This window comes from Haladaptatus sp. SPP-AMP-3 (genome assembly GCF_049568665.1).
GTDB classification, from domain to species: domain Archaea; phylum Halobacteriota; class Halobacteria; order Halobacteriales; family Haladaptataceae; genus Haladaptatus; species Haladaptatus paucihalophilus.
Genome location: NZ_CP145897.1, coordinates 1,736,201 through 1,759,774, shown reverse-complemented (window position 1 = coordinate 1,759,774; position 23,574 = coordinate 1,736,201). Strand labels below are relative to the sequence as shown.

The 23,574-nt window shown below is 64.5% G+C and carries 25 protein-coding genes and 1 tRNA gene; 18 read left to right on the top strand and 8 right to left on the bottom strand.

Annotated elements, in window-relative coordinates; genetic code table 11:
• Positions 1–168: 168 nt before the first annotated feature.
• From rimI to V5735_RS09885, 4 genes are read left to right on the top strand one after another with little or no spacing between them, the layout of a single operon-like run.
• On the top strand, positions 169–660 hold the full coding sequence (gene rimI / locus V5735_RS09900; RefSeq protein WP_423743367.1) for a ribosomal protein S18-alanine N-acetyltransferase: 492 nt from the start codon (positions 169–171) through the stop codon (positions 658–660).
• Between the two features lie 48 nt (positions 661–708).
• Positions 709–1,167 carry a DUF5810 domain-containing protein gene (locus V5735_RS09895; protein ID WP_423743366.1) on the top strand — a complete coding sequence of 153 codons (459 nt, stop codon included), beginning with the start codon at positions 709–711 and terminating at the stop codon, positions 1,165–1,167.
• Positions 1,168–1,191: 24 nt separating this feature from the next.
• Entirely contained in the window at positions 1,192–1,602 is a 411-nt protein-coding gene (locus V5735_RS09890; RefSeq protein ID WP_423743365.1) for a DUF5809 family protein, read from the top strand.
• A gap of 28 nt (positions 1,603–1,630) precedes the next feature.
• Positions 1,631–3,340 carry an acyl-CoA dehydrogenase family protein gene (locus V5735_RS09885; RefSeq protein ID WP_423743364.1) on the top strand — a complete coding sequence of 570 codons (1,710 nt, stop codon included), beginning with the start codon at positions 1,631–1,633 and terminating at the stop codon, positions 3,338–3,340.
• Here V5735_RS09885 and V5735_RS09880 read toward each other — a convergent pair.
• Together V5735_RS09880 and V5735_RS09875 are read right to left on the bottom strand one after the other, a co-directional pair.
• A complete protein-coding gene (locus V5735_RS09880) occupies positions 3,337–3,777 on the bottom strand; it encodes a metal-dependent transcriptional regulator (protein WP_423743363.1) in 441 nt (146 codons plus the stop codon). The genes V5735_RS09885 and V5735_RS09880 overlap by 4 nt on opposite strands.
• 97 nt (positions 3,778–3,874) lie before the next feature.
• Positions 3,875–4,492 (bottom strand): DUF309 domain-containing protein, encoded by a 618-nt coding sequence (locus V5735_RS09875; protein WP_423743362.1) that lies wholly within the window; start codon positions 4,490–4,492, stop codon positions 3,875–3,877.
• A 330-nt stretch (positions 4,493–4,822) separates the two neighbouring features.
• Between V5735_RS09875 and V5735_RS09870 the strand changes: the two genes are divergently transcribed.
• Positions 4,823–5,569, top strand: coding sequence for a class I SAM-dependent methyltransferase (locus tag V5735_RS09870; RefSeq protein ID WP_423743361.1), 747 nt, complete (start codon positions 4,823–4,825; stop codon positions 5,567–5,569).
• Positions 5,570–5,807: 238 nt separating this feature from the next.
• On the opposite strand, the gene V5735_RS09865 is transcribed toward V5735_RS09870, so the two are convergent.
• A tRNA-Arg gene (locus tag V5735_RS09865) sits at positions 5,808–5,880 on the bottom strand.
• 167 nt (positions 5,881–6,047) lie between these two features.
• On the opposite strand from V5735_RS09865, the gene V5735_RS09860 reads away from it, so the two are divergent.
• Positions 6,048–6,650 (top strand): hypothetical protein, encoded by a 603-nt coding sequence (locus tag V5735_RS09860; RefSeq protein WP_423743360.1) that lies wholly within the window; start codon positions 6,048–6,050, stop codon positions 6,648–6,650.
• Between the two features lie 162 nt (positions 6,651–6,812).
• Positions 6,813–8,288 carry a single-stranded DNA binding protein gene (locus V5735_RS09855; RefSeq protein WP_423743359.1) on the top strand — a complete coding sequence of 492 codons (1,476 nt, stop codon included), beginning with the start codon at positions 6,813–6,815 and terminating at the stop codon, positions 8,286–8,288.
• Between the two features lie 30 nt (positions 8,289–8,318).
• Here V5735_RS09855 and V5735_RS09850 read toward each other — a convergent pair whose 3' ends face one another.
• Positions 8,319–8,525, bottom strand: a complete 207-nt coding sequence (locus V5735_RS09850) for a hypothetical protein (RefSeq protein WP_423743358.1) — start codon at positions 8,523–8,525, stop codon at positions 8,319–8,321.
• Positions 8,526–8,638: 113 nt separating this feature from the next.
• On the opposite strand from V5735_RS09850, the gene V5735_RS09845 reads away from it, so the two are divergent.
• The 7 genes from V5735_RS09845 to V5735_RS09815 all read left to right on the top strand — a co-directional run bounded on the left by V5735_RS09845 (position 8,639) and on the right by V5735_RS09815 (position 15,740).
• Complete coding sequence (locus tag V5735_RS09845) at positions 8,639–9,070, top strand: histone (RefSeq protein ID WP_423743357.1); 432 nt, start codon at positions 8,639–8,641, stop codon at positions 9,068–9,070.
• Positions 9,067–10,092, top strand: a complete 1,026-nt coding sequence (locus V5735_RS09840) for a histone deacetylase family protein (protein WP_423743356.1) — start codon at positions 9,067–9,069, stop codon at positions 10,090–10,092. Before V5735_RS09845 ends, V5735_RS09840 begins: the two co-directional genes overlap by 4 nt.
• A gap of 97 nt (positions 10,093–10,189) precedes the next feature.
• Positions 10,190–11,365 carry a glycosyltransferase gene (locus V5735_RS09835; RefSeq protein ID WP_423743355.1) on the top strand — a complete coding sequence of 392 codons (1,176 nt, stop codon included), beginning with the start codon at positions 10,190–10,192 and terminating at the stop codon, positions 11,363–11,365.
• Positions 11,337–12,008, top strand: coding sequence for a glycosyltransferase family 2 protein (locus V5735_RS09830; RefSeq protein WP_423743354.1), 672 nt, complete (start codon positions 11,337–11,339; stop codon positions 12,006–12,008). The genes V5735_RS09835 and V5735_RS09830 overlap by 29 nt, the downstream gene beginning before the upstream one ends.
• Positions 12,005–12,961 carry a hypothetical protein gene (locus V5735_RS09825; protein ID WP_423743353.1) on the top strand — a complete coding sequence of 319 codons (957 nt, stop codon included), beginning with the start codon at positions 12,005–12,007 and terminating at the stop codon, positions 12,959–12,961. The genes V5735_RS09830 and V5735_RS09825 overlap by 4 nt, the downstream gene beginning before the upstream one ends.
• Positions 12,958–14,280, top strand: a complete 1,323-nt coding sequence (locus tag V5735_RS09820) for a sulfatase-like hydrolase/transferase (protein WP_423743352.1) — start codon at positions 12,958–12,960, stop codon at positions 14,278–14,280. The genes V5735_RS09825 and V5735_RS09820 overlap by 4 nt, the downstream gene beginning before the upstream one ends.
• On the top strand, positions 14,277–15,740 hold the full coding sequence (locus tag V5735_RS09815) for a polysaccharide biosynthesis C-terminal domain-containing protein (RefSeq protein WP_423743351.1): 1,464 nt from the start codon (positions 14,277–14,279) through the stop codon (positions 15,738–15,740). The genes V5735_RS09820 and V5735_RS09815 overlap by 4 nt, the downstream gene beginning before the upstream one ends.
• Here the strand turns inward: V5735_RS09815 and V5735_RS09810 are convergent.
• Positions 15,732–16,526, bottom strand: coding sequence for a response regulator (locus V5735_RS09810; protein WP_423743350.1), 795 nt, complete (start codon positions 16,524–16,526; stop codon positions 15,732–15,734). The genes V5735_RS09815 and V5735_RS09810 overlap by 9 nt on opposite strands.
• Positions 16,527–16,664: 138 nt before the next feature.
• Between V5735_RS09810 and V5735_RS09805 the strand changes: the two genes are divergently transcribed.
• Both V5735_RS09805 and V5735_RS09800 read left to right on the top strand, forming a co-directional pair.
• A complete protein-coding gene (locus V5735_RS09805; protein WP_423743349.1) occupies positions 16,665–17,024 on the top strand; it encodes a hypothetical protein in 360 nt (119 codons plus the stop codon).
• A 91-nt stretch (positions 17,025–17,115) separates the two neighbouring features.
• A complete protein-coding gene (locus V5735_RS09800; RefSeq protein ID WP_423743348.1) occupies positions 17,116–17,583 on the top strand; it encodes a FlaD/FlaE family flagellar protein in 468 nt (155 codons plus the stop codon).
• An 83-nt stretch (positions 17,584–17,666) separates the two neighbouring features.
• Here the strand turns inward: V5735_RS09800 and V5735_RS09795 are convergent, their stop codons facing one another.
• Positions 17,667–18,728, bottom strand: coding sequence for a zinc-dependent alcohol dehydrogenase family protein (locus V5735_RS09795; protein ID WP_423743347.1), 1,062 nt, complete (start codon positions 18,726–18,728; stop codon positions 17,667–17,669).
• Between the two features lie 123 nt (positions 18,729–18,851).
• On the opposite strand from V5735_RS09795, the gene V5735_RS09790 reads away from it, so the two are divergent.
• Both V5735_RS09790 and V5735_RS09785 read left to right on the top strand, forming a co-directional pair.
• Complete coding sequence (locus V5735_RS09790) at positions 18,852–19,997, top strand: acyl-CoA dehydrogenase family protein (protein WP_423743346.1); 1,146 nt, start codon at positions 18,852–18,854, stop codon at positions 19,995–19,997.
• Positions 19,998–20,486: 489 nt separating this feature from the next.
• Entirely contained in the window at positions 20,487–21,014 is a 528-nt protein-coding gene (locus V5735_RS09785; RefSeq protein WP_007980002.1) for an Lrp/AsnC family transcriptional regulator, read from the top strand.
• A 90-nt stretch (positions 21,015–21,104) separates the two neighbouring features.
• Here V5735_RS09785 and V5735_RS09780 read toward each other — a convergent pair whose 3' ends face one another.
• Complete coding sequence (locus V5735_RS09780; protein WP_423746015.1) at positions 21,105–21,542, bottom strand: MaoC/PaaZ C-terminal domain-containing protein; 438 nt, start codon at positions 21,540–21,542, stop codon at positions 21,105–21,107.
• 1 nt (position 21,543) lies between these two features.
• The gene (locus tag V5735_RS09775) at positions 21,544–23,505 is read right to left on the bottom strand and encodes a 3-hydroxyacyl-CoA dehydrogenase/enoyl-CoA hydratase family protein (protein WP_423743345.1); all 1,962 of its coding nucleotides are present in this window, start codon (positions 23,503–23,505) and stop codon (positions 21,544–21,546) included.
• Positions 23,506–23,574 lie beyond the last annotated feature (69 nt).

The window sequence follows — 23,574 nt, the reverse complement described above, 5'->3', positions numbered from 1 at the left end:
GAGCGGGCCGAGGAACCCCGACGGAGCGACTGAAAGGAGCGACGGAAGTGGGGGTGACGCCGTGCTTTTGGTCCAGCTTTCACCAGGGGGTAAGACCGAGAGCGAGCGCGAGTCGCGCTCGCTCCCCGTTCACGACCGCAGTAAAAGCTGGGGGTTGATGTTTTAATCATGCGCGTCGAATGGTCGCTCGTGACTACCACCGCGAGCGAGAACGGGTCGATTTCGATTCGCCCCGCCGAGGACGCGGACTTGCTCGCCATCTTCCGCATCGAGAAGGCCTCGTTCAGCCAGCCGTGGCCGTTCGCGGCGTTCGAACGGTACATCGACGAGCCCACGTTTCTCGTCGCCATGGACGGCGCGAAGATAGTCGGCTACATCGTCGCCGACATGATTCCGAATCACGGTCGGGCGCTCGGACACGTCAAGGACATCGCGGTTCACCCCTCGCGCCGCGGCGAGGGAATCGGGCGGGAGCTTCTGAAACAGGCGCTTTCGGGCCTTCGAGCGCGGGGGACGCACAGCGTCAAACTGGAGGTCCGGGCGAGCAACGACCCAGCGATTTCGCTGTATCGCGACTTTGGCTTCCGCTACTTGCGGACGATACCGCGGTACTACGGGGACGGCGAGGACGCGCTCGTGATGATCGTCGAACTCGACTGACCGTCGGCGACTGAACCGTTTTTCAGTGCGGACGCCATACCCTCGTGCATGGGATATGCGTGTCCGGTGTGCGAAACGCCACAGTCCGATGGGGAACACCTCGCCAACCATCTCGCCTTCGCGGCCATTCTCGGCGACGCGGACCACGAGTCGTGGCTGGACGAACACGCGCCCGGATGGAACGAGGAGGGACCCGACGAACTCGCGCCGCGAATCACGGAGTACGCGGACGAGGAGGAGTACCCGCAGGTGTTCGAGGACACGGTTCACGACCACGGCCATCACGGTCACGGCAACCACGACCACGGCGGTGGCTTGGAGGACGAACTCCAACAGGCCGGTGGCTACGGTCGGGACGCGACCGTGGGCGCTGACGCCCAGCGAGTTATGGCCGAGGCGCGGCAGATGACCGAACAGATGTTCGACGCGGGGGACGATGCGGAGGCGGACCGGAACGACGCCAAGGCGGACGACGAATCTGACGAATCGAAGGACGAAAACGAATAGTTTCTTCCCCGAAAAGTACCCGCCATGGAGACGCACGGAATCTTCGCCCCGGAGACGGAGGGGGCTGCGCACGAACAGTACGAAGACGTCGGACCGGTCGCACAGACCGTCGTCAAGGAGACGGCTAAAGCGATGGACTTCGACCGCGAGGAGTACGGCGAACGCGTGACCGGCGACGTGATTGCGACGGCGCGGGACGCCCTGTTCGCCTCGCTGCTCGAAATCGAAACCGGCACACGCGACGAGTTCGAGGCCGACGTTCCCGACGGATTCGAGGTGCACGTCGAGGGGAGCGAAAACGTCGATAACGTCGCGTGGCACGTCGCACCGGCGGCGGAGACGGTCGTCGCGGCGACCTACCAGCAAAAGGAGGACGCGGCGATTGCGACCCTCCAGCGCATCGCCTTCGGACGGGTGTACCGGGACATCGTTTAATTAGTTCGGCCGCGATGTGTCGGTCAGTATGAGTATCGACTACGGGCGGTTCGACCGCGGCCGCGGGATGAACTACTGGCAGTACGACCCCGTTTTACAACACGAGGTCGAGCGAACCTATCCCGGCGACCGAGGCTGGGCCGAGGAACGCTTCGACGAGTTCGGCGCAATCGTCGGAACGACCGTCGCCCCGAACTCGGATACCATCGACGAACACGGCCCGGAACTCCACCAGTACGACCGACACGGGCGGCTCGTGAACGATATCGAGTACCATCCGGCCCAGTTGGAAAACGAGGAACTCGTGTACGGCGCGGGCATCGTCGCCGACTCGTTTCGGGCACCGCCGGGCCGCGACGACCCGGCGTCCATGCTCCACCACCTGACGATGGATTACCTCCTCGCGTACGCGGACGTGGGATTGACGTGCCCCGTCGCCATGACCGCGGGCGTCGCGCTGGTGCTGGAGCGGTTCGACGACGGTTCCGACGGGTCCCTCTCGGAATTCTTCGACCGACTCACCGCCCGCGAGTACGACGACCTGCTTCAGGGCGCGATGTTCCTCACGGAGCGACAGGGCGGGAGCGACGTCGGCGCGACCGAAACCGTCGCGGAACGCACCGACGACGGATGGCGGCTGACAGGCGAGAAGTGGTTCTGCTCGAACGTCGATTCCGGGGCCATCCTCACGCTCGCGCGGACGCCGGACGCGCCCGACGGAACCGAGGGACTTTCGCTCTTTCTAGTTCCGGGAACCACGTCCAACGGCGAGCGCGACCGCGACGTTCTCGTCCGTCGGCTGAAGGACAAACTGGGGACGGTAAGCGTTCCGACCGGTGAAGTCGAGTTCCGCGGGGCGGAGGCGTATCTCGTCGGCGAACTCGAATCCGGCTTTCGGTACATGTCCGAGATGCTCAATCTCGAACGCATCGCCAACGCCTTCGCGTCGTGCGGTCTCATCGGGCGGGCGCTGTTGGAGAGCAAAGTTCGGGCCGCGAACCGCGAGGCGTTCGGCAACCCCATCGATAGGTATCCGCTCATGCGCCGCGATCTGGTGGAGATGGCCGTCGCTCACGAGGCGGCGACCGCGTTCACGTTCGACGCCGGGCGGGCGTTCGACCGCTACCACCGCGGCGACGAGGACGCGGTCGCGCTGATGCGCCTGCTCGTTCCCATCGCGAAGTCGAGAACGGGGCGGATGGCGGTCGACGTCGCGTCGTACGCGATGGAGATTCACGGCGGCAACGGCTACGTGAACGATTTCGTCACGAATCGCCTCCTGCGCGACGCGCAAGTGCTTCCCATCTGGGAGGGGACCTCGAACATCCTCTCGCTCGACGTGCTTCGCGCGTTGGCGCGAGAGGACGCACACAAACCCGCGCTGGCACTCACCCGTGACCGACTGGACGGTATCGAACACGACGACCTCGCCGACTTGGTGGCGACCACCCGCGACGAACTCGACGGACTACAGGATGCCCTCGTGACCCTGGCGACGGAAGAAGAGGAGTACGCGCAACTCCACGCGAAGGAACTGGCCGATTACGTCTTCGACGTGTACACCGCCGCGCTGTTGCTGTCGGAGGCGGACGGCGAACTCGCGGCGGGGAACGGACGGAAGGGACTGGTCGCTCGCCAGTTCGTTACCGACGCGTTCGGCCGCTCCGCCGCGCGAGGGATTACCTCCGGGGACGCGCTCTCGCTCGACGGCTTCGAAGAAATCGTTCGCTTCGCCTAGTTCGCTTCGGTGTCGCGCACGTCGTCACAACATTCGTTGTATTCGGTCTGGGGCGCGCTGCACTCGCCGTTACAGGGGTGATTGATGTGCTCGCGGATGCGACTCGCAACCTCGTCGGAGAGGGCGTTTCCCATCTCGCGCGCCTCGTCCGGGTCGTCGATTTCGAGGTCGTCGGTCAGGAAGTTCTCCGCGAGACATCGCTTCCACATCACTTCCCGCGCGGTTTCCTCTCCCTCGTTCGTGAGCGTCGCCCCCTTGTACTTCTCGTAGGTCGCAAGGTCGCGCGCTTCGAGCGTCGTGAGCATCTCGGTGACGCTGGCTGCGCTCACGTCCAAGGCGTTCGCCAACTCCCCGGTTTTGGCCGGACGCCCCGTGCTCTCGCTGACGAGGTGAATCGTGCTGAGGTAGCGCCCGACGCTCGCGGAAACCTCGCTCATCATCTGGCTCTAGCGGGTGTCACGGACATAAATCATTCCCAACGGCAACAACGTGTCCAACGATGATTCGGTTCATGGTACCGGACCTGCTCGTGAGTCACTCGAACAGGCCGCTCACGTCTGTCTCCCGGAACTCCCGCTTTTTGACGTGCTGACCCAGACGCTGTGCTATCAGCGCCCTGTTTTCCGGTTGCCGGACGAAATCCATGAGAAACGTGATGAACCGACTTCCCTCGTCCCCGGCGTCCAAATCCCCCCGTGCGAATTCGACCGCTCGCTCGAACGTCGGTTCGTCGTAGCCGAACTCCTCGGCGAGGACCAGCGCGGCCACCGCGGACGCGTCGAATCCGAGGTCCTCGGGGCGGAGAACGGTCCCGTCGATGGTCAGTTGCGGCGGTGCGGTTCGCTCGACGTGCTCGGGGTCGTCCCGAACGGCACGGAGGTAGGACCGAACCGGTTCGACGTTCGCTCCCCGGTACTCGTCCGGGAGTCCGGCGAGATACTCGGCCGCGCTCTCGGCGAGGCCACGGATACCCGTCCAGTTCGCATCGGCGGTGTGGTGTACGACCGCCGTGAACTGGATCAGTCCGTGGAGGAACCGTTCGTCGTCGGTGTCCCGTTCGAGGTCTAGCCACTGGTCCTCCCACGCGTCGTGGGCGGCGTGAAACTCACCGGCGTTGTAGATGGCGACCCCGGCACGGAGAGAAGCGTCCATACGGTCCATTCCCCGTCGATGATGAAAAACTCCTCCGGATGTACGGTAAACGGCTCGAAAAGGGTGATGCAATGACCTGATGGAGCCGTCCTCGGCGAGTGTAACCGTGGGAAGCGGTTACTTCGCGGCCTTTTTGACGGCCCATTTCTTCAAGTCACGAACGAACAGTCGGTAGTTCTCAACTTTACTCATACACGAGTAAATATTCACGCCGGGTTCAAAAGTGTCACGGTTCGCGCTATATTTGGCCTGACACACCATGGCAGACGCGCGCTCGGTGAAAACTGCGCGAACGGCAACGGCCTTCGCGTCGTTCGACGTACGTTCCGTATGGACGATATCGACCGGAAGCGGGCGACGACGGATTCGTTCGGGAGCGTCGCCGACGCGTATCTCGACAGCGACGTTCACCGAACCGGTGCGGACCTCGAACTGCTCGCGTCGTGGTGCGACGACGCCGCGTGCGCGCTCGACATCGCCTGCGGTGCCGGACACACGGCGGGTGCGCTCGCCGAAACAGTCCCCACCGTGGTCGCCGCCGACGCCACGCCCGCGATGGTCGGGACGGCCACCGACGCCTTTCCCGTCTCCGGCGCGGTCGCCGACGCGGAGCGGCTTCCCTTCTCCGACGAGACCTTCGACGCCGTGACCTGTCGAATCGCCGCACACCACTTCCCGAACCCGGTTTCGTTCGTGGCCGAAGTCGCCCGCGTCCTCACGCCCGGTGGCGTCCTCGCTTTCGAGGACAACATCGTCCCCGAGGACGACGCGTTGGCCGCGTTCTACAATCGGTTCGAACGGCTCCGCGATTCGACCCACGGCGAAGCCTATTCGGTCACGCGATGGCAAGAGTGGCTCCGCGACGCGGGATTCGGTATCGATGAGACCGCCACCATGCGCAAGGACCTCGACTACGACTCGTGGGCGGAACGGACGACCCCCGGCGAATCGGCTCGGAAGGAACTGGACGAACTCGTCAGAACGCCCGAAGCCGAGGGCGTGTACGACGTAACCATCGAGGACGGAACCGTGACCGAATTTAGCAACGAGAAGGTGTTGATTCGGGCGGTGAAGTGAGAGGCTCCGCTCGTCGGTATTGTGTTGGCAAAAACGTCTTGACGGAGTCTCACGCGAGCGTGAGGCAAGTCAGGTCGCGAATGAAATGAGCGTCCTGACGGAGATTTGAACTCGCGAAACCGTTCCGGGGTGCTCACTTCGTTGCGCTCCCGGGCATGCGATTTCCCTGCTCAAATCTCCGCGAGTCGTTTTCCGAGCGAAGGCTCTTCGCTTCGCTCATCGCGTTACGCTCTGAAAACGTCCTGACGGAGATTTGAACTCCGGTCCCTGGCTCCGCAAGCCAAGAGGATAGTCCACTACCCTACCAGGACTCATTCATTCATTTCGCGGTCGGCTTAATAGCGCTTGCGATGTGGCGGCGGTGTGAGGGAGAGACCCAATCCCACGAATCGGAGGAGGTGGCGACGCCGTGGGAGTAACTCAAATCGCTATTTTCGTCTACGGGAGTGTTTTTAGAATGGGTCCAGTAGTTATTGGTATGCAACGACGAGCCATCCTGAAACGCGCCGGTGCAGCGACGACCGTCGGACTGCTCGCTGGTTGTCTCAGCGACGGCGGCGGGAGTCCGGGTAACTCAGAACCCGACGGTTCTGGAACCGAGACGACGACCACGACGACCCAAACCACCACGACGGACGGGACAACGACGAGCACCGAAACCACGGAGACGGGGACGACCACGACGAGCGGTACGGACGAGGCCGCGAAGAACCGCTCGCTGAAGGTCATCAGCGTGGAGTGCGGACAGCCCACCAACGAGGCCTCGGTGGCGTTCGAGGACTCGAAAAAGCGAGTCGTCGTCACGGGGTCGATGACGGGGAGCGATTCCTGTGCGCGTCCCACAATCGAGAGCGCGAAGTCCGATTCGAAATCGGGCGCGTTCACGGTGACGATGGGAACGAAGAAGAAAGACGGGAGCATCGGCTGTTCGGAGTGTCTCACCGAAATCAAGTACCGCGCGACGTTCACGTTCGAAGGGTCGCTCCCGGAGTCGGTGAGCGTCACCCACAAGAGCATGGGGGAATCGAAGGTCGTCGCGGACGCTGACCGCGGGAGCACCACCGAAAGCGCGGGAAGCTGATTTCGACGAAAGCGTCATCGAGAGACGGAGCGTAGGTTTATGGGTGAAGGGGGGACCACTGTTCTGTATGAGTCGAATCGCATCGGAATCGACGTACTCCGTCCGATTGCCGACACAAAGACAACGCTTAAGCGACGGCCAACCCTGCAACCGAGTACGATTATGGGCGTTATAGACGAGGTACACGGGGACCTCGACGCCGACATCTCTCTGGACGAGTTCCGGGACGCCGTCGAGGAAAAAGTCGAACAGATGGGCGGCCTTGCGGACGAGGAAACCGCCGCAATGCTCATCGCCCACGAACTAGACGAGAGCGAAGTAAACGGGGTCGCCGACATCGAACCCGGCATCGAGGAAGTGAAGTTCGTTGCCAAGGTGACGAGCATCGGCGACGTTCGGACCTTCGAACGCGACGGGGACGACGCGGAGGACGGCCACGTCCTGAACGTCGACGTCGCGGACGAAACGGGGTCGATTCGCATCTCGCTCTGGGACGAACAGGCACAGGCCGCCAACGAGCAGCTCGAAATTGGGCAGGTGCTTCGCATCAAGGGCCGTCCGACGGACGGCTACAGCGGGACCGAGGTCAACGTCGATCAAGTCGAACCCGACGAGGACACGGAGGTCGATGTGCAGGTACAAGACTCCTATTCGGTGTCCGACCTCTCGCTCGGCCTCTCTGACGTGAACCTGCAGGGCAAACTCCTCGATACGGGGACCGTCCGCACCTTCGACCGCGACGACGGGTCGGAAGGCAGGGTCGCCAACCTCACGGTGGGCGACGAGACGGGCCGAATCCGAATCACGCTCTGGGACGAGCGCGCGGACGCGGCCGAGGAACTCGACCCGGACATCACCGTCGAAATCGTCGACGGCTACGTCCGCGAGCGCGACGGTAACCTCGAACTGCACGTCGGCAACCGCGGTGCCGTCGAGGAGATCGAGGCCGACATCGAATACGTTCCCGAGAGCACGCCGATTGCGGACCTCGAAATCGGCGACACGGCCGACATCGTCGGCGTGATTCGCTCGACGGACCCGAAGCGCACCTTCGACCGCGACGACGGGTCGGAAGGACAGGTGAAAAACGTCCGCGTGCAGGACGAAACCGGCGACATCCGCGTCGCGCTGTGGGGCGAGAAGGCCGACCGCGAACTCGCGCCGGGCGACAAAGCGGCCTTCGCCGACGTTTCGATAAAGGACGGCTGGGCGGACGACATCGAAGCATCCGCGGGGTGGCAGTCCACCATCTCCGTCCTCGACAGCGGTTCACCGACGGACGCCGGAGCGGACGACGCGGACGAGACGGGCCAAGGGACCGGTCTCGACGCGTTCGGGAACGGTAGCGACGGAAGCGGTGGCAGTGACGGAAGCAGCGGAAGCGGCGGAAGCGACGCCGAACGAGCGACGGACTCCGGAACAACCACGACGGAGACGACGACCACAACCGCGACGGCCGCCGCCGGCGAATACGTGGAGTTCACCGGGACGGTCGTTCAGGCGGGTAGTCCCGTCGTACTGGACGACGGCGACGAGACGGTGAGCGTCGAGACGGACGCGGACGTTCACCTGGGGCAAGAAGTGACCGCGCGCGGCGAACGTCGCGGCGGAAAAATTGACGCCGAGGACGTTTTCTAACGCCGCGTCGCCTTCGTTTCGCGTGGAATCTTAACTCTGGAACGGCTCTTCGTCGCGGTGATTGTCCTTGTTCTGTTCGTCGGTCGCCGCGTCCTCGCGGGCTTGGTTCTGTTCCACGTCGGTTTCGTCTTCGAGTTCCTCCTCGCGGGCCTGTTCGGCCTCCTCCTTCTCGTCTGCCTCGTCGGATTCTTCTTTTTCCTTTGCCATCGTTCGGTCGCGTTCGTGTGGGTCGCTCATCGTGTTCGGCAGTTCGCCGTCGTCCTTTTTATTCGTGCTGGCAGTTTCCCGTCGGATTTGCCGCGAACGACGGTAGGGAAAGATTAAGGGCGACTGACTTCCGCTGTTGGATTATGAGCGTTGAGCTTCCGTTTGCGCCGGTCGATACGATAATCCGACGGAAAGCAGGTGACCTCCGCGTCAGCGCGGACGCCGCCGAAGAACTCGCCCGTCGGATACAAATTCACGGGGCGGAGTTGGCCGTGGACGCGGCAAAACGGGCGACGAAGGACGGACGGAAGACGCTGATGGCGGAGGATTTCGGCGTCCAACAGGTCGTCGACAAGGACGAACTCGTCCTCCCGGTCGCGCCGGTCGACCGAATCGCGCGGCTCGACATCGACGACGATTATCGGGTTTCGATGGATGCGCGCGTGGCACTCGCCGACATCCTCGAGGATTACGCCAACAACGTCGCGGCCGCGGCGGCGATCCTCGCCCATCACGCGGACCGGCGAACGGTTAAGGCCGAGGACATCGAGACATACTTCAGGCTGTTCGAATGAACTTCGGCTACAGCGAGGTCTGTTTAGCTCACGACACCGGGAAGCGACATCCGGAAAACGCGGACCGGTTGCGTGCGATTCGACAGGCCCTCACGCGAAAGCACGGCGTCGAATACGTCGAGTCACCTTCCGCAACCGAGGCCGAAGTGACCGCTGTCCACGACGCGGGGTACGTAACGGAGTTCCGCGAGTTCTGTGAGGACGGCGGCGGAAACTGGGACCCGGACACCGTTGCCGTGGCGGCGACGTGGGACGCCGCGCTCGAAAGCGCGGGGCTGGCGGAGTGGGCCGCCAAGGCGGCGCTCTCGGGGGAAGACGGCCGCTCGACGCCGTTCGCGCTGGGCCGCCCGCCGGGACACCACGCGGTGGAGGACGACGCGATGGGATTCTGTTTCTTCAACAACGCCGCCGTCGCGGCCCGGTCGGTCATCGACGATGGGGAGGCAGAACGGGTCGCAATCATCGACTGGGACGTTCACCACGGCAACGGAACGCAGGACATCTTTTACGGCGACGACGATGTGTTCTACGTCTCGATTCACGAGGACGGACTGTATCCCGGCACGGGAGAAATAGACGAGTCGGGAGAGGGTGACGGGGAGGGAACGACGCTCAACGTCCCGCTCCCCGCGGGGTCGGGTGACCCCGAATACCGCTCGACGTTCGACGACCTCGTCGCGCCGTCGCTTCTCGACTTCGACCCCGACCTCGTGTTGGTGAGCGCCGGATTCGACGCCCACCGCCACGACCCCATCTCTCGGATGCGCGTCTCGACGGAGGGATACGGCATGCTCACCGCCCGCGCTCGAGAACTGGCGGACGAAGCGGGAGCGGCGCTCGGATTCGTCCTGGAAGGCGGCTACGGCTTGGACACGCTCTCGGACGGCGTTGCGATGGTCCACGAGGTGTTCGACGGGATGGAACCGGTCGTCCCCGACGAGGAAGCGAGCGAGGAAGTTCGCGAACTGATAGCGGAAATCCGCGACGCACACCCGGCGTTCGAACCGGACGCCGACGCCTGACTCGTTCCGGATCGTTACACTAACGTCACATTTTCAAGAAGAGCACACAATTTATCAGCTAACGTGCTGTAGCATCGTCACGCTCAGGGGTGGGCCAATGAGACAGGAATCACGCGACGTTGCGATTTTACACGACAGGTTTCCCGCCATGGGGGGCGGCGAACGGTTCGCCATCGAGGCCGCTCGGGTACTCGATGCGCCGATTTACACGATGTACGTGGCGGGCGATGTCGCCGTCCCGGACGACGTAACCATCGTTCCGATACGGCAGGAAAAGTACACCCGGGGCCTCTCGGGGCGACTGCTCGAATGGAAGAACGAGGGGATGAACCCGCTGGAAACGCTGTCGGTGGCGGTCGATTTGACCGACGCGCACGACGAACTGGCGACGTACGACGTGCTCCTCGAAAGCGCACCGCTTTCGAAGTCCTACGTACCGCCGGTCGAACAGACGATCCTTCACTACCCGCACAGTCCGCCGCGGTGGCTGTACGACCTCTACCGCGAACGGCTCTCGGGATTCGACTACCCCGGCGTCGGATTCGCGCTGAAGGGCTACGCGAAGGCGTGGCGGACGCTCGACAAGGAGGGCAACGAGTACGTCGACCGATTCGTCGCCAACAGCGAGCTCGTCCGCGACCGAATTCAGCGGTACTACGACCGGGAGGCGGCCGTCGTCTACCCGCCCGTCACCGGCGACTGGAGAAACGAGGGGGACGACGGCTACTTCGTCACGTGGTCCCGTCTCGCGCCGGAGAAACGCATCGACCTCATCGTCGACGCGTTCGCCGGGTTGGAGGAACGCCTCCTCGTCGTCGGCGATGGGGAGGAACGGGAGCGACTCGAACGGAAGGCGCGCGGCCTCGAAAACGTCGAACTGCGGGGATACGTCCCGAACGTGGAGGATCTCGTCTCGCGCGCCACTGCCGTCGTCTACGCGCCCAAGAACGAGGATTTCGGACTGGTCGGAGCGGAGGCGCTGACGGCGGGCAAACCCCTCATCGGCGTGAACGATGGCTACACTCGCCACCAAGTCGTAGAGGGGCGGACGGGGCTTCGCTTCGACCCGACGGTCGGGTCGCTCCGCGAAGCAGTCGAACGGTTCGACCCCGACGACTTCGACGCCGAGGAAATCCAGCGATTCGCGCGTCGATACGACCGGTCCACGTTCGCCGAGTCGCTGCTCGAACTGGTCAACAGAACGCACGCGGAGGCGGCCGAAAAGCGCGCCGCAGTCGATGCTGATGATACGAAACCCATACGCATCCGATGAGCCGCGGGTGTCGGTCGTCATTCCGACGGTTCCATCGAACGATCACGCGGGAGTCGTCGCCGCCTTGCGGAACCAGACCGCTACCGAGTTCGAGGTGCTGGTCGTCGAGGACGCGTCCCTCGACATCTGCGAGGCGCGAAACGCCGGAATCGAGGCGGCGAGCGCGGACGTCGTGGCGCTCACCGACGACGACTGTCTCCCCCCGCCCGACTGGGTCGCCGTAATCGAGAACGCCCTCGACGGCGAAACGGTCTGCGTCGAAGGGAGCGTCAGCGGCGGACGGACCTACGACGGAACGGGACTGTACGTGGGATGTAATCTCGCCTTCGACCGCGAGGTCGCGCTCGACGCGGGCGGGTTCCGGAGCGAGTACGCGGGGTGGCGCGACGACACCGAATTCGGGTGGCGGATGGAGTCCTACGGGCCGTGTCGGTACGACCCGGCGATGGTGATGTCGCACCCCGACCGCCCCCGCGCCACTATCGATTCCGACACCGAGGCCCGCCTGAAACGCGAGTACCCGACCCGCTACGAGGAGCGAATCGTCCCCGAGACGAGGCTCGGCAGGGTCAACGACTGGCTGTGGCGACGGGGCTTTTGGAACGCCGTCGATAGAGTTCGGGATGCGGGAGGGGTCCGATGACGTTCGGCGATTGGGTCGAGGAGAGTCGGGAGCGGGTTCGGGAGGACGGCTGGCGCGGCGTGGACAAGTCGGCGTACGAACTGTACAAGGGGTTTCTCCGACGCGTCGGGGAACGCCGGGAGTTCGGCGAATCCGTCTACGACCATCCGTGGGATGCGCTCGTCGTCCTCGACGGCTGTCGGTTCGACTGCATGTGCGAGGTCGCGCCCGAGGTCCCCTTCGTCGAGCGCGTCTGGCGCTTCGAATCCGCTGGCACCCGTTCGGACGAGTGGATGCGCGAGAACTTCGGGGAGCGGGACTGTTCGGATACGGTCCACGTCACCGCAAATCCGAACTCCGCGGAACACCTCGACGCCGGGAACTTCGACCGGTTGGAGGAGGTGTGGCGCGACGGGTGGGACGACGAACTCGGGACGGTTCCCGCCCGCGCCGTCACCGACCGGGCCATCCTCGCGGGGCGGGACATCGACTGGCGGGCGGACGACCCGACGAAACTCGTCGTTCACTACATGCAACCGCACTTCCCGTCGATTCCCGCTCCGCTTCCGGGCGACGCGATGAGTCGGGACGAGTTCGGCGAGCGCGTCGGCGTCTGGGAGCGCTTACGGCGCGGCGACCTCTCCACAGAGCAGGTGTGGAGTTCCTACCGCGAGAACCTCCACTACGTCCTCTCGGAGGTTCGGGTGCTGCTCGACAACCTCGACGCCGAGCGCGTCGTCATCACGGCCGACCACGGCAACGGATTCGGCGAGTGGTACGTCTACGGGCACCCCGACAGCACGCCGATAAGCGCCCTCCGCGACGTCCCGTGGGTCGTCACCGGCGGGACCGACACGGGGAGTTACGAACCCGAACGCTGGATGAAAACGGTGGAGAGGTTGCGCGAAACGGACGCCTCCGACGGTGCGGACGCGTCGGTCGAAGAGCGCCTGTCGGCGCTGGGATACCGATGAACGTCGCGCTCGTCGTCCTCGACACGCTACGGAAGGACGCCTTCGACGCGCACTTCGACTGGCTTCCGGGAACGCGCTTCGAGAACGCCTACTCGACCTCCCACTGGACGGTCCCGGCCCACGCCTCCCTGTTCGCGGGGAAGTATCCGAGCGAACTGGGAGTCTACGCCGGTGCACAGTTGCTCGACTGTCCCGAACCGGTGCTTCCCGAGTCGTTCCACGAGGACGGCTACACTACCCGCGCGTTCAGCGCCAACGTCAACATCTCGCGCCCGTTCGACTTCCACCGCGGATTCGACCGGTTCGAGGGGAGTTGGCGACTCGACGCCCTCTCGGAGGACGTCTTCGACTGGGACGGGTTCATCGCCGAGACGCGCGAGATGGGGCCGGAGCGCTACGCCGTCGCGTTGCGCGACATTCTACTGGGCGATTGTGACACCGTGCCGTCGCTCAAGCGCGGCGCGTTCCTCAAACTCCGCGACTTGGGGATGGGTCGGACGACCCGCGACGACGGCGCGACGGAGGCGCTCCAGTTCGTCCGCGAGACCGACTTCGGCGACGACGAGTTCTTGTTCGTCAACCTGATGGAAGCCCACACGCCCTACGCCCCGCCCGAGGAGTTCCGAACCGTGGACCCCCCGGAACTCGACGGCCTTCGGGCGACGCTTTCGTCGCCCGACGTGGACCCCGACCGGATTCGGCGGGCGTACGACGACGGCGTTCGCTACCTCTCCGACCGCTACCGCGCCATTTTCGCCGAACTCCGCGAGGAGTTCGACCACGTTATCACGCTCGCGGACCACGGCGAAGCCCTCGGCGAGTACGGCGCGTGGGAGCACCTCTGTGGCCTGTATCCCGAGGTGACGAAGGTGCCGCTCTGTATCTGGAGTACGGACGAGACGGGCGGGGCGACCGCCCGCCGCGAGGAACCGGTCAGCCTGCTCGACGTGCATCGAACGGTGCTCGACATCGCCGACCTCGACGGGGACTCGCGGGGGCGGAACCTGCTCGTTGACCCCGACAACGCGGACCGAACCGAGTGGCTGGTTGAGTACCACGGTTTGACGGACCGTCACCGCGCCGCGCTCTCCCACGACGGATTCGACGTCGAACCGCTGGACGCGGAACTCCACGCGCTGGTCGCGCCGGGCTATTACGGGTGGGAGACGCCCGACGGGTTCCGCCAGTCCGGCGAAACGGAAAAGCCGCGGGAGCGAGTGGAAACGCTCGTGAACGAACTGAATCGACGGGTAGTGTCGAACGACGCGGCCGTCTCGCCCGCCGTCGAGGAGCAACTCCGAGACCTCGGCTACGCATGAGCGAGGCGGCGGGAACCAGCCTCAGCAGGGAGACGCTCGGCGGGACGGTCGCCCAGTTTTCGATGGCGCTCATCGGCTTCGTCGGAACCATCGTCTTCGCGCGGTGGCTCGGGCCGAGCGCGTTCGGCGGCGTCTACCTCCTCTTCGCGCTGGTGAAGTTCGCCGACCGACCGATGAACGGGTGGTCGCTGGCGGCGAAAAAACGCGTCGCCGAATCCGACGCGCTCCGTCCTCCCGCGTTCGGCGCGCAACTCCTATTCGACGCCGGATGGGTCGTCATCGCGGGTGCGGTCGTCTTCCTCGCGGGCGACGCCCTCCGGAACTACACGGGTCTCGCGCTGGCCCCCCTGTTGCTCGTCTGCCTGCTCGCCACCGAATCGGTGTACGAGACGATAGACAGCCTCGTCCAGGGCAGGGGTCGAATCAGCGCCGCGACGTGGGTCGATACGCTCAGGTCGGTGTTCACCCTCCCGCTCCAAATCGGGTTCGTCGCCCTCCTCAGCACGGCGACCGTCGTCGGGGCGGCCGGAATGGTGTACGGACTGGCGCTCGCCTCCGCGCTGGTGCTCCCCCTCGCGGTCGTCCTCGTCGCGGCCCGCCCCGCGATTCCGTCCCGCGCGTTCGTTCGGAGCCTCGCCGACTACGCTCGGTACAGCATCCCGTCGACGCTGTTGGGAACGACCTACGACCGCCTCGACGTGCTCCTGCTCGGCTTCCTGCTCGTGGACGGCACGTCGGCCGTCGGGTGGTACGAGGTCGCGTGGAAGTTCACCCTCCCGGCCGTGTTCGTCGCCGACATGGCCGGACGGGGGCTGATGACGACGGTCAGCGCCAGAAACGAGCGCGTCGGCGGTGCCGCCCGCGACATCTCGAACACGCTGGCCTACGCCGGAATCCTCGCGTTTCCCATCCTCTTCGGCTCGCTCGCGCTCTCGAACGCCCTCGTCGTGACGGTGTACGGACCGGCGTACCGAAACGCCGCCGTCCTGCTGGTCGGTCTCGCCGCGTATCGCGTCGTCCGCGCACAGAGCGGGCCGCTCTTGCAGGCGGTCAACGGGTTCGACAGACCGGACGTGGCGATGCGGCTCTCGGCGCTCGCCGTCGGCATCAACTTCCTTCTCGGCGTCTTCCTGACGCTCCGGTTCGGTCCGGTCGGGGTCGTCGTCGCCACCATCGTCGCCGAGTCGGTCGTGTATCTCGGCGCGCTTCGATTCCTCCGGGGTGAACTCGTCGGCGTCGAACCGGTTTCGCGTCCGATGGCCGCGCAAGTCGGTGCGAGTCTCGTCATGTTCGTCGTCGTCTCCGTCGCCCACGCGTCCGTCCCCGTGGCGTCGTGGACCGACCTCCTCTCGCTCGTCTCGCTCGGCGGCGTCGTCTACGTCGGCATCCTCTTCGCCGTCAGTCCCGGCGTTCGACACACGTTCAGCGAGGCGGTCCGCGGGTCGTTTTCCTCACCGTAGGGCTTCCGACCATCCGTCGTGATTTTCGACGCTTCGCCCCTCGGCGATGAGCGTTTCGACGGTGCCGGACTCGCCGCGGACGGGGCGGACGATGACGTCGAGGACGACCGGTCCCAGTTCGTCGGTCAGGTTTTCCGCGCGAAACCGGACGAACTCGCCGTCCGCCGCGGCGGCGATTCGTCGGCGTAGCTTCTCCCGCTCCTCGTCCGAAACCGTCCACCACGGCGTCTCCCAGAACAGTTCTCCCTCGACCGCCGCCGCGTCCTCGCGAATCGCGTCGAGCGCGGTTCGGTTGACCGCGATGACCGTCCCGTCGGTTTCGAGCAGGCCGATGAAGGAAAAGGGGTCGTCGAACACGGCTTCGAACCGCCGTTCGCTCTCGCGGAGCGCGCGCTCGGCGCGGTGTTTCTCCACCGCGTTTTCGACGACGTGCGCGAGAACGGTGTACTGGTCCACGCCGGTCTCCTTCTGGAGGTAGTCGGTGACGCCCGCGGAGATGGCCTCGCTGGCGATTTCCTCGCTTCCCTTCCCCGTGAACAGGATGAACGGCAGTTCGGGGAACGTCTCCCGAACGGCAGCGAGCAGTTCGAGGCCGTTCATCCTCGGCATGTCGTAGTCGCTGACGACGCAATCGAACGCTTCGGCTTCCAGCCGGTCGAGTGCGTCCGCCGGATTCGTCTCCGCGTGCGTCTCCAAGGCGTCTCCTTCCCGTCGTACGAACTGGGCCGCCATCTCCGCGAGGTCCGGTTCGTCGTCGACCAGCAACACGCGGATCGGCATCGACATACCCTTCGGTATTCGCTGGCCACCGTAAGTCTGACGGGTTTTTTATGTTCTTCGCGTTGATTCCACCGTGTTCATCTGCTATCGAAAGTCGACGGGAGACAGAAGCTATAACCTTGTTCCGGGACGAATGGAACGGTGATGTCACTCCTCAAAATCAACATCGAAAAACCGGCGCTCGTCGAGGAACGAGTGTACCCCGACAGGGACTCCGCACCCGCGACCGCCAGCACGAAATCGGAATCGTCCTGCTCGTCGCTGTCGTCGGTGCTGAAACCGCTCCTCGGTCTCCTCTTCGTCGTCGGTGCCGCCCTGTTCGTGGCCAAGCGCCGCTCCGGGACGGGCGACGAGGACGACGGGGACGACGAAATCAGCGCGGACGATTTCAGTTCCGAACCCGCCGGAAGCGGGAACCTCACCCGGAAACTCGGTCTCCTCGCCAGTCTCCTCGGCGTCGTACTCGTCGCGCGAAAGCGCCGCGGCGGAAACAACGACGAATAGCTCGACGTGACGCTTTTCTGAACTCAGTTTTCACGAACTGCCATGTACCAAGGTTTAAGTGGGTTGAAATACTCTTCTTCTAAGTATCAGAATGAGTATCAAGCCAGCCGAGTACGACCTGCGCGAACTCCGCAGGATGGCTGACGAGGACGAACCACCCCTCGACCTCGACGCGGACGACGACGAGCGGACGGCTGAGGAACTCCTCCGTATCGGTCAGCGCGAGGAGCTGGTGAAGTTGCAAACCAAACTGCTGGCGACCGGTTCGCTTCCGGGAAAACCCTACTTGACGGGACTGCCGACCCGCTACGGCGCGGAGGTCGTGGTCTTCGAATGGCTCGATTTCCTCATCGAAAAGGCCGGATTCGAGAACACCGGCAACGCGCTCTCCTACTACGTGGACATCGACTGGCTGAGCGAATCGGCCTACGAGTCCCTTCGCTCGTACATGTACGGGTTCTCGGAGACGGACCGGTTCGGGTCCGCTGGTCCCGCCTCGCTCGACACGAGCGACCACGTTCTCAGCCTCATCTACATCGCCCGTCTCGCGTCGCTCTGACTCCCGTCCGAAGCGCGTCGTCGAGGCACCCGTACGGTCTCGTTTTCCGAACGGCACGTCGGACGAGTCTCTCGCCAGCAGCCTCAGAACGTGTCCACGACGGGAATCCCCATCGTCTCGTAATCGCTCATCGCGGCCAGCCGGTCCGGAACGTCGTCCAGCGTGACGGTTTCGCTGACGACGGCGCTCGGGTCGAGGGTCCCCGACTCGACCATTCGGAGGATTTCGTCGTAGCGAGGCGGTTGCATTCCGAACGACCCGACGAACTCGATTTCCTTCATCACCATCGCGTCCGTTGGCAGTTCCACGCTCCCCCGTTCCTCCTTCGTCGTGAGGCCGATCTGGATGTGTTGGCCGCGGCGACGGAGGCTGGAGACGGAGTTCTGGCAGGTTTCGGCGATGCCGAGCGCGTCCACGGACACCGACGCGCCGCCGTCCGTGATGCCCATGATGGCCCTCGGCACGTTCTCCGTCTCGGCGGCGTTCACGGTTTCGAGCGCCCCGAGTTCCTCCGCCTTCGCCAACTTCTTGTCGTCCAAATCGACGGCGACGACGTTCGCGCCGATGGCCGAAGCGATGTGGACCGCCGAGAGGCCGACGCCCCCGCAACCGTGGACCGCGACCCAATCGCCCGCGTCCACGTCCGCCCGGTGGACCAACCCATGAAACGCGGTCACGAACCGACAGCCGAGTCCGGCCATCGCCACCGGCGACACGCCGTCCGGGAGCGTCACCGCGTTCTGGTCGGCGGCGGGAACGTGGACCTCCTCGGCGAACGCGCCGGGAACGGGGTCGGCGAAGCCGAGCGGGAGGAGGTTTTCACAGACGTTCGAGTGGCCGTTTCGACATTCGGGACAGGTGCCGTCGCTCAGGGTGAACGGGACGGCGACGCTATCACCCTCGCTGAGGCGCGTCACGTCCTCGCCCACTTCGATGACCGTTCCGGCGGGTTCGTGGCCCAAAATATGTCCCATCGGCGGTTTCGCGCCTATCCAGTCCCAATCGCCCTGCCACGCGTGCCAGTCGCTTCGGCAGATGCCGCAGGCGTCCGTCTCTATCACGATGCCGTCCGGGTCGGGTTCCGGGCGCTCAGCGTCCTCGATTCGAAGGGGTTCGCCGTACTCGCGTAACACTGCAGCGCGCATGTCCGCATCCTCGTTTCTCTCGCACATAAATCTACGCCGGACTGTACGGATAAGTAGCGGATTCTGTTAACATATATTACTGAAATGCCGAAGATTCTTTTCATTGGAATCCGAAGGCGGGGTATGGCATTTCGACTGTCAGACGAACAGCGTGCGATACGCGAGGCGGTGCGGGAGTTCGGCGAGGCGGAGATAACGCCGGTCGCCCGCGAACACGACGAGGAGAAGAAGTACCCAGACGACGTCGTTCGGAAGGCGGCGGAACTGGACCTCGTGGCACCGGGCATCCCGGTCGAGTACGGCGGTGCCGGGATGGACACCCTCTCGTCGGTCATCGTCACCGAGGAACTCTGGCGGGCCGACGCGGGCATCGGGAGCGCAATCGGCAGCCGCGGATTCGGGTCGAACATGATCCGGAAGTTCGGCGACGAGTGGATGAAAGAGGAGTGGCTCCCGCGAATCGCCAGCGGCGAGTCCGCCTGCTGTAGCTGTATCTCCGAACCGGGGCACGGATCGAACGTCGCGGGTATCGAGACGGTCGCCCGGCGCGATGGCGACGAGTACGTCATCGACGGCAACAAGATGTGGATTACCAACGGCACCGTTGCCGACGTGGCCGTCGTCATGGCGAAGACGGATCCCGAGGCGGAACCGCCCCACCGCGGCATCAGCGCCATCCTCGTCCCCACCGACGCGGACGGCTTCGAGCCGACCAAAATCGACAACAAACTCGGCATCCGCGCCTCGGACCTCGCGGAAATCGTCCTCGACGACGTACGCGTCCCCACCGAGAACGTCATCGGCGAGGAGAACGAGGGGTTCTATCAGCTGATGGATTTCTTCGCCTCGGGTCGCGTCAGCGTCGCGTCGCAGGCCGTCGGCGTCGCGCAGGCCGCCGTGGACGAATCCATCGACTACGCCAACGAGCGCGAGCAGGGCGGCCGACGCATCAAGGAGTACCAAGCCATCGGGCACAAGGTCGCGGACATGGCGACGGACGTGGAGGCCGCCCGCTCTCTGACCTACCGCGCCGCCTCCCACGTCGATTCGGGCGACGACCAGTTGGCGACTCGATTCGCCAGCATGGCGAAACTCTTCGCCAGCGAGCACGCCGTGGACGTCGCAGACGAGGCGATTCAGGTCCACGGCGGCGCGGGCTACGTCACCGACCACCCCGTCGAGCGCTACTACCGCGACGCCCGCATCACCAAAATCTACGAGGGAACCAGCGAAATCCAGAAGAACATCATCTCCGACGACCTGCTCTAGGACTTCGAGAGGGAATTTCACAGGATGGGGCGACGCTCGACCGACCAACTGTCACAAACGCCAACTCACCTATCCATCGTGGCGCGGTGCGAGTGCGGGGTTGGGACTGAAAGGGGCCGGGCGTTGTCGCCGCGAGCGAAGCGAGGGACGGCTCGGAAGAGCGGAGCTCTTCCGGCGCGGAGAGGCCAAAATATCCCACGCAACGACCGCGAACGTCCGGGGGCTTTCGAGGACTTCATCACGGTAGTTGTGTCTCTGACGCGAGCAGTAACAGACGTCAATGAGACCGCAACCGCACCACCTCCTCCTTCGGCCCTCCCCAGCCTCCTCGCTCAGCGAGGCTTCGCTCGTCCCTCGCGCGCCGCTCGTTGCACTCGCTTCCGCGCGCCGACCGCCACGGTTCGCAGCTATCCGAAACGAACACAACTCTCGATTTTCTCGCGGCGTTCGAAGGAGAACTATGATAACCCGCTCTCCGGAAGGAGTACTATGACCGACGAGACGGATTCACCGGAGTGGAAGTTCAAGGAGCGGGACATTGCGATTCTGCGGGAGTTGACGCGGGACCCGCAACTGTCCTCGCGCGAGCTCACGACCATCCTCGCGGAGGAGTACGACATCGAGGTGTCGCACGTCACCGTGAGCGAGTCGATTCGTGAGATGCGAAACGAGGGCGTGTTCCGGGAGGCCATCATCCCCAACGAGGAGTACTACATCTTCGGCCTCTTCGAGTTCAAGTTCAACCCGGAACACTTCGCGGACAGTTGGCGCGCCGCGATGGAGTACATCCGCGACGACCCCAACACGCTGTTTTACTTCCTCTCGGACGGCGAGTACCAGTGGAAGACGGTGATGATGTTCCCCAACCGGCAGGCGGAGTCACAGTGGATTCACGAGTTCTACAAGGAACACGGGGACGTCATCGACAACATCCGCAACTCGGTGGTGCACAACGTGCTCAAGTTCCGCACCGACCCCGAGATATTCGAGGGACTGAACGACGAGCACATGGAGTAGGTCGCGTCGCCCGCTCCGATTCCTTGCTTCGCTACCGGACGAGCGGATGTCGGTACCGAACGGACTCCGTTACCGTTCGAACGGACACCGTTACCGCACGAGCGAGAGGAGTTCGCACGACAGCACGACGTCCTCGCGCTGGTTCAGGACTTCGGCTTCGTATCGAACGACGCCGGTCGCGGTCGGGTGGTCCCTCCGTTCCTTTTCGAGCAGTTCCAACTCGACGTGAACCGTGTCGCCGAAGAATACCGGGGCTGTGAAGCGCAGTCGGTCCACGCCGTAGAACGCAACTACTTCGGCACGGTCGTCGGCGATACGCCGCGTGAGACCGGTCATCGCCGAGAACACGAGCGCGCCGTGGGCGATTCGCTCCCCGAACTCCGAACTTTTCATCTCGGTTTCGCTGGTGTGGAGCGTGTTGAAGTCGCCGCTCACGCCCGCGAAGTTCACCACGTCTGCCTCGGTGATGGTCCGTGAAGGGGTCGTCATCCGACGGCCGACGTCCAGTTCCTCGAACGAGAGCGCCACGTCACTCACCCGTGAATTCGGGGTCGCGGTCCTCGCGGAACGCGGCGGTCCCCTCCCGCACGTCGTCGGTGCTCATGAGCAGGCCGAAGCCCTGACTCTCCATGGCGAGCGCGGCGTCGAGGCTCGCGTCCTCGCCCTCGTTCATCACTTTCTTCGCCACCTTCAGGCCGAGCGGCGGCCCTTCGAGCAGGTCGTCCACGAACTCCGCAACGACGTCCTCGAACTCGTCGTCGGGGACGGCGCGGTTGATGAGACCCCACTCCTCGGCGCGGTCGGCGTCGATGCGGTTGCCCCGGAATACGAGTTCCGTGGCGCGCGTCTCGCCGAGCAATCGAAGGAGGCGCTGGGTGCCGCCGCCGCCGGGAATCAGGCCGAGGCGAATCTCGGGCGACCCGAACTCGGATTCCTCCGTGGCGATTCTGAGGTCACAGGCCAGCGCCAACTCCAGTCCCGCGCCCAGACAGTAGCCGTCAACCTTGGCGACGGTCGGGCGCTCGAAGTCGTTGACCGTCTCGAACGTCGGCGTCACGTCCATGAAGTCCGTTGGGGTGGCGTCAGCGAACCCGCCGATGTCCGCCCCGGCGCTGAACGCCCGGTCGCCAGCGCCTTCGAACGTGACGCATCGAACCTCGTCCACGTCGACCGACGTGAGCAGGTCGTCGATTTCGCCCAGCAGGTCCGCGGAGAGGGCGTTCATCCGCTCGGGCCGGTCGAGCTCCACGGCGAGCAATCCGTTCTCTGTGAGGTCGTAGTTCAAAAATCGGTAGTCACCGGGGCCGTCGCCGCTCGTGCCGTACTCGTGGAAGCCTTCTCCCGCATCCTCGCCGGTCTTCCCCGCCTCGACCAGTTCGACGAGGTAGTCGTCGGGTTCGAATCGGTTCTCGCCCGTCTCCTCGTGCAGGGTTTCGAGTTCGTCGAGGACGACATCGAGGCCGAGTTTGTCCCCGCGTCGGCAGATGCCCTCCGGGAAGCCGAGGCCGAGGCGAACGCCGGTGTCGATTTCGTCGGGTCGGGCCACGCCGTCGCCGACCAGTCGCGCCGCCTCGTTGACCATTCGGGCCTCGATTCTGACTGTGTCGAACCCCTCGCCGTCGCCGGGTTCGTAGTTGACCCCATCCCCGTCTTCGTAGTCGTAGTACCCCCGTCCCGTCTTCCGTCCGAGTTCGTCGTTCTCGACCTTCTCGGCCATGATTGGCGGAATCTCCCGTCCCGATTCGTTGCGGACGTGATAGCCCACGTCGATGCCCGTGAGGTCCATGAGTTCGAACGGCCCCATCGGGTAGCCCCGCCGGTGGACCATCGCGGCGTCCACCTCGCGTATCGTGGCCTCGTCGTTCGACACCATCCACGCCGGTTCGTCGCCGAACGGCCCGAGCACCGTGTTGACGACGAAGCCGCGGACGTCCTTGCGCACGTAAATCGGCGTCTTGCCGAGCGACTGTGCGAACTCGTAGGCCGCTTCGGCCGTGTCGTCGCTCGTCCGGTCGCCGTAGATGACCTCGACCAAATCCATCTTCACCGGCGGGTTGAAAAAGTGCATCCCAATCACGTCCTCCGGCCGCGAGGTCGCACCCGCCATCTCGGTGACGCTCAGACTGGATGTGTTCGACGCCAGAATCGCGCCCTCCGGCGCGAACTCGTCGAGGTCGGCGAAAACGTCCTTCTTGAGGTCCATCCGCTCGGGTACCGCCTCGATAACGAGGTCCGCGTCCGCGACCGCCGATTCCAACTCGACCCCCGTGTCGATGCGGTCGAGCACGTCCTCGGCCGGTTCGTCGAGTCGTCCTTTCTCGGCCAACTTCTCCAGACTCCACTCGATGTTCCCGTATCCGTCCGCGACGAACTCCTCTTTCACGTCGCGCATGGTCACGTCGTATCCGGCGATGGCGGCGACTTCCGTGATTCCGTGCCCCATGTTTCCGGCCCCGAGAACCGTCACTCGCGCAATGTCCGTGTCCGTCATGCGACCGACCGTTTCGGCCCGCGGTATCTTAACTCCACCGCGGAGCGGTTATTTCTGTAAGCAAAAAAT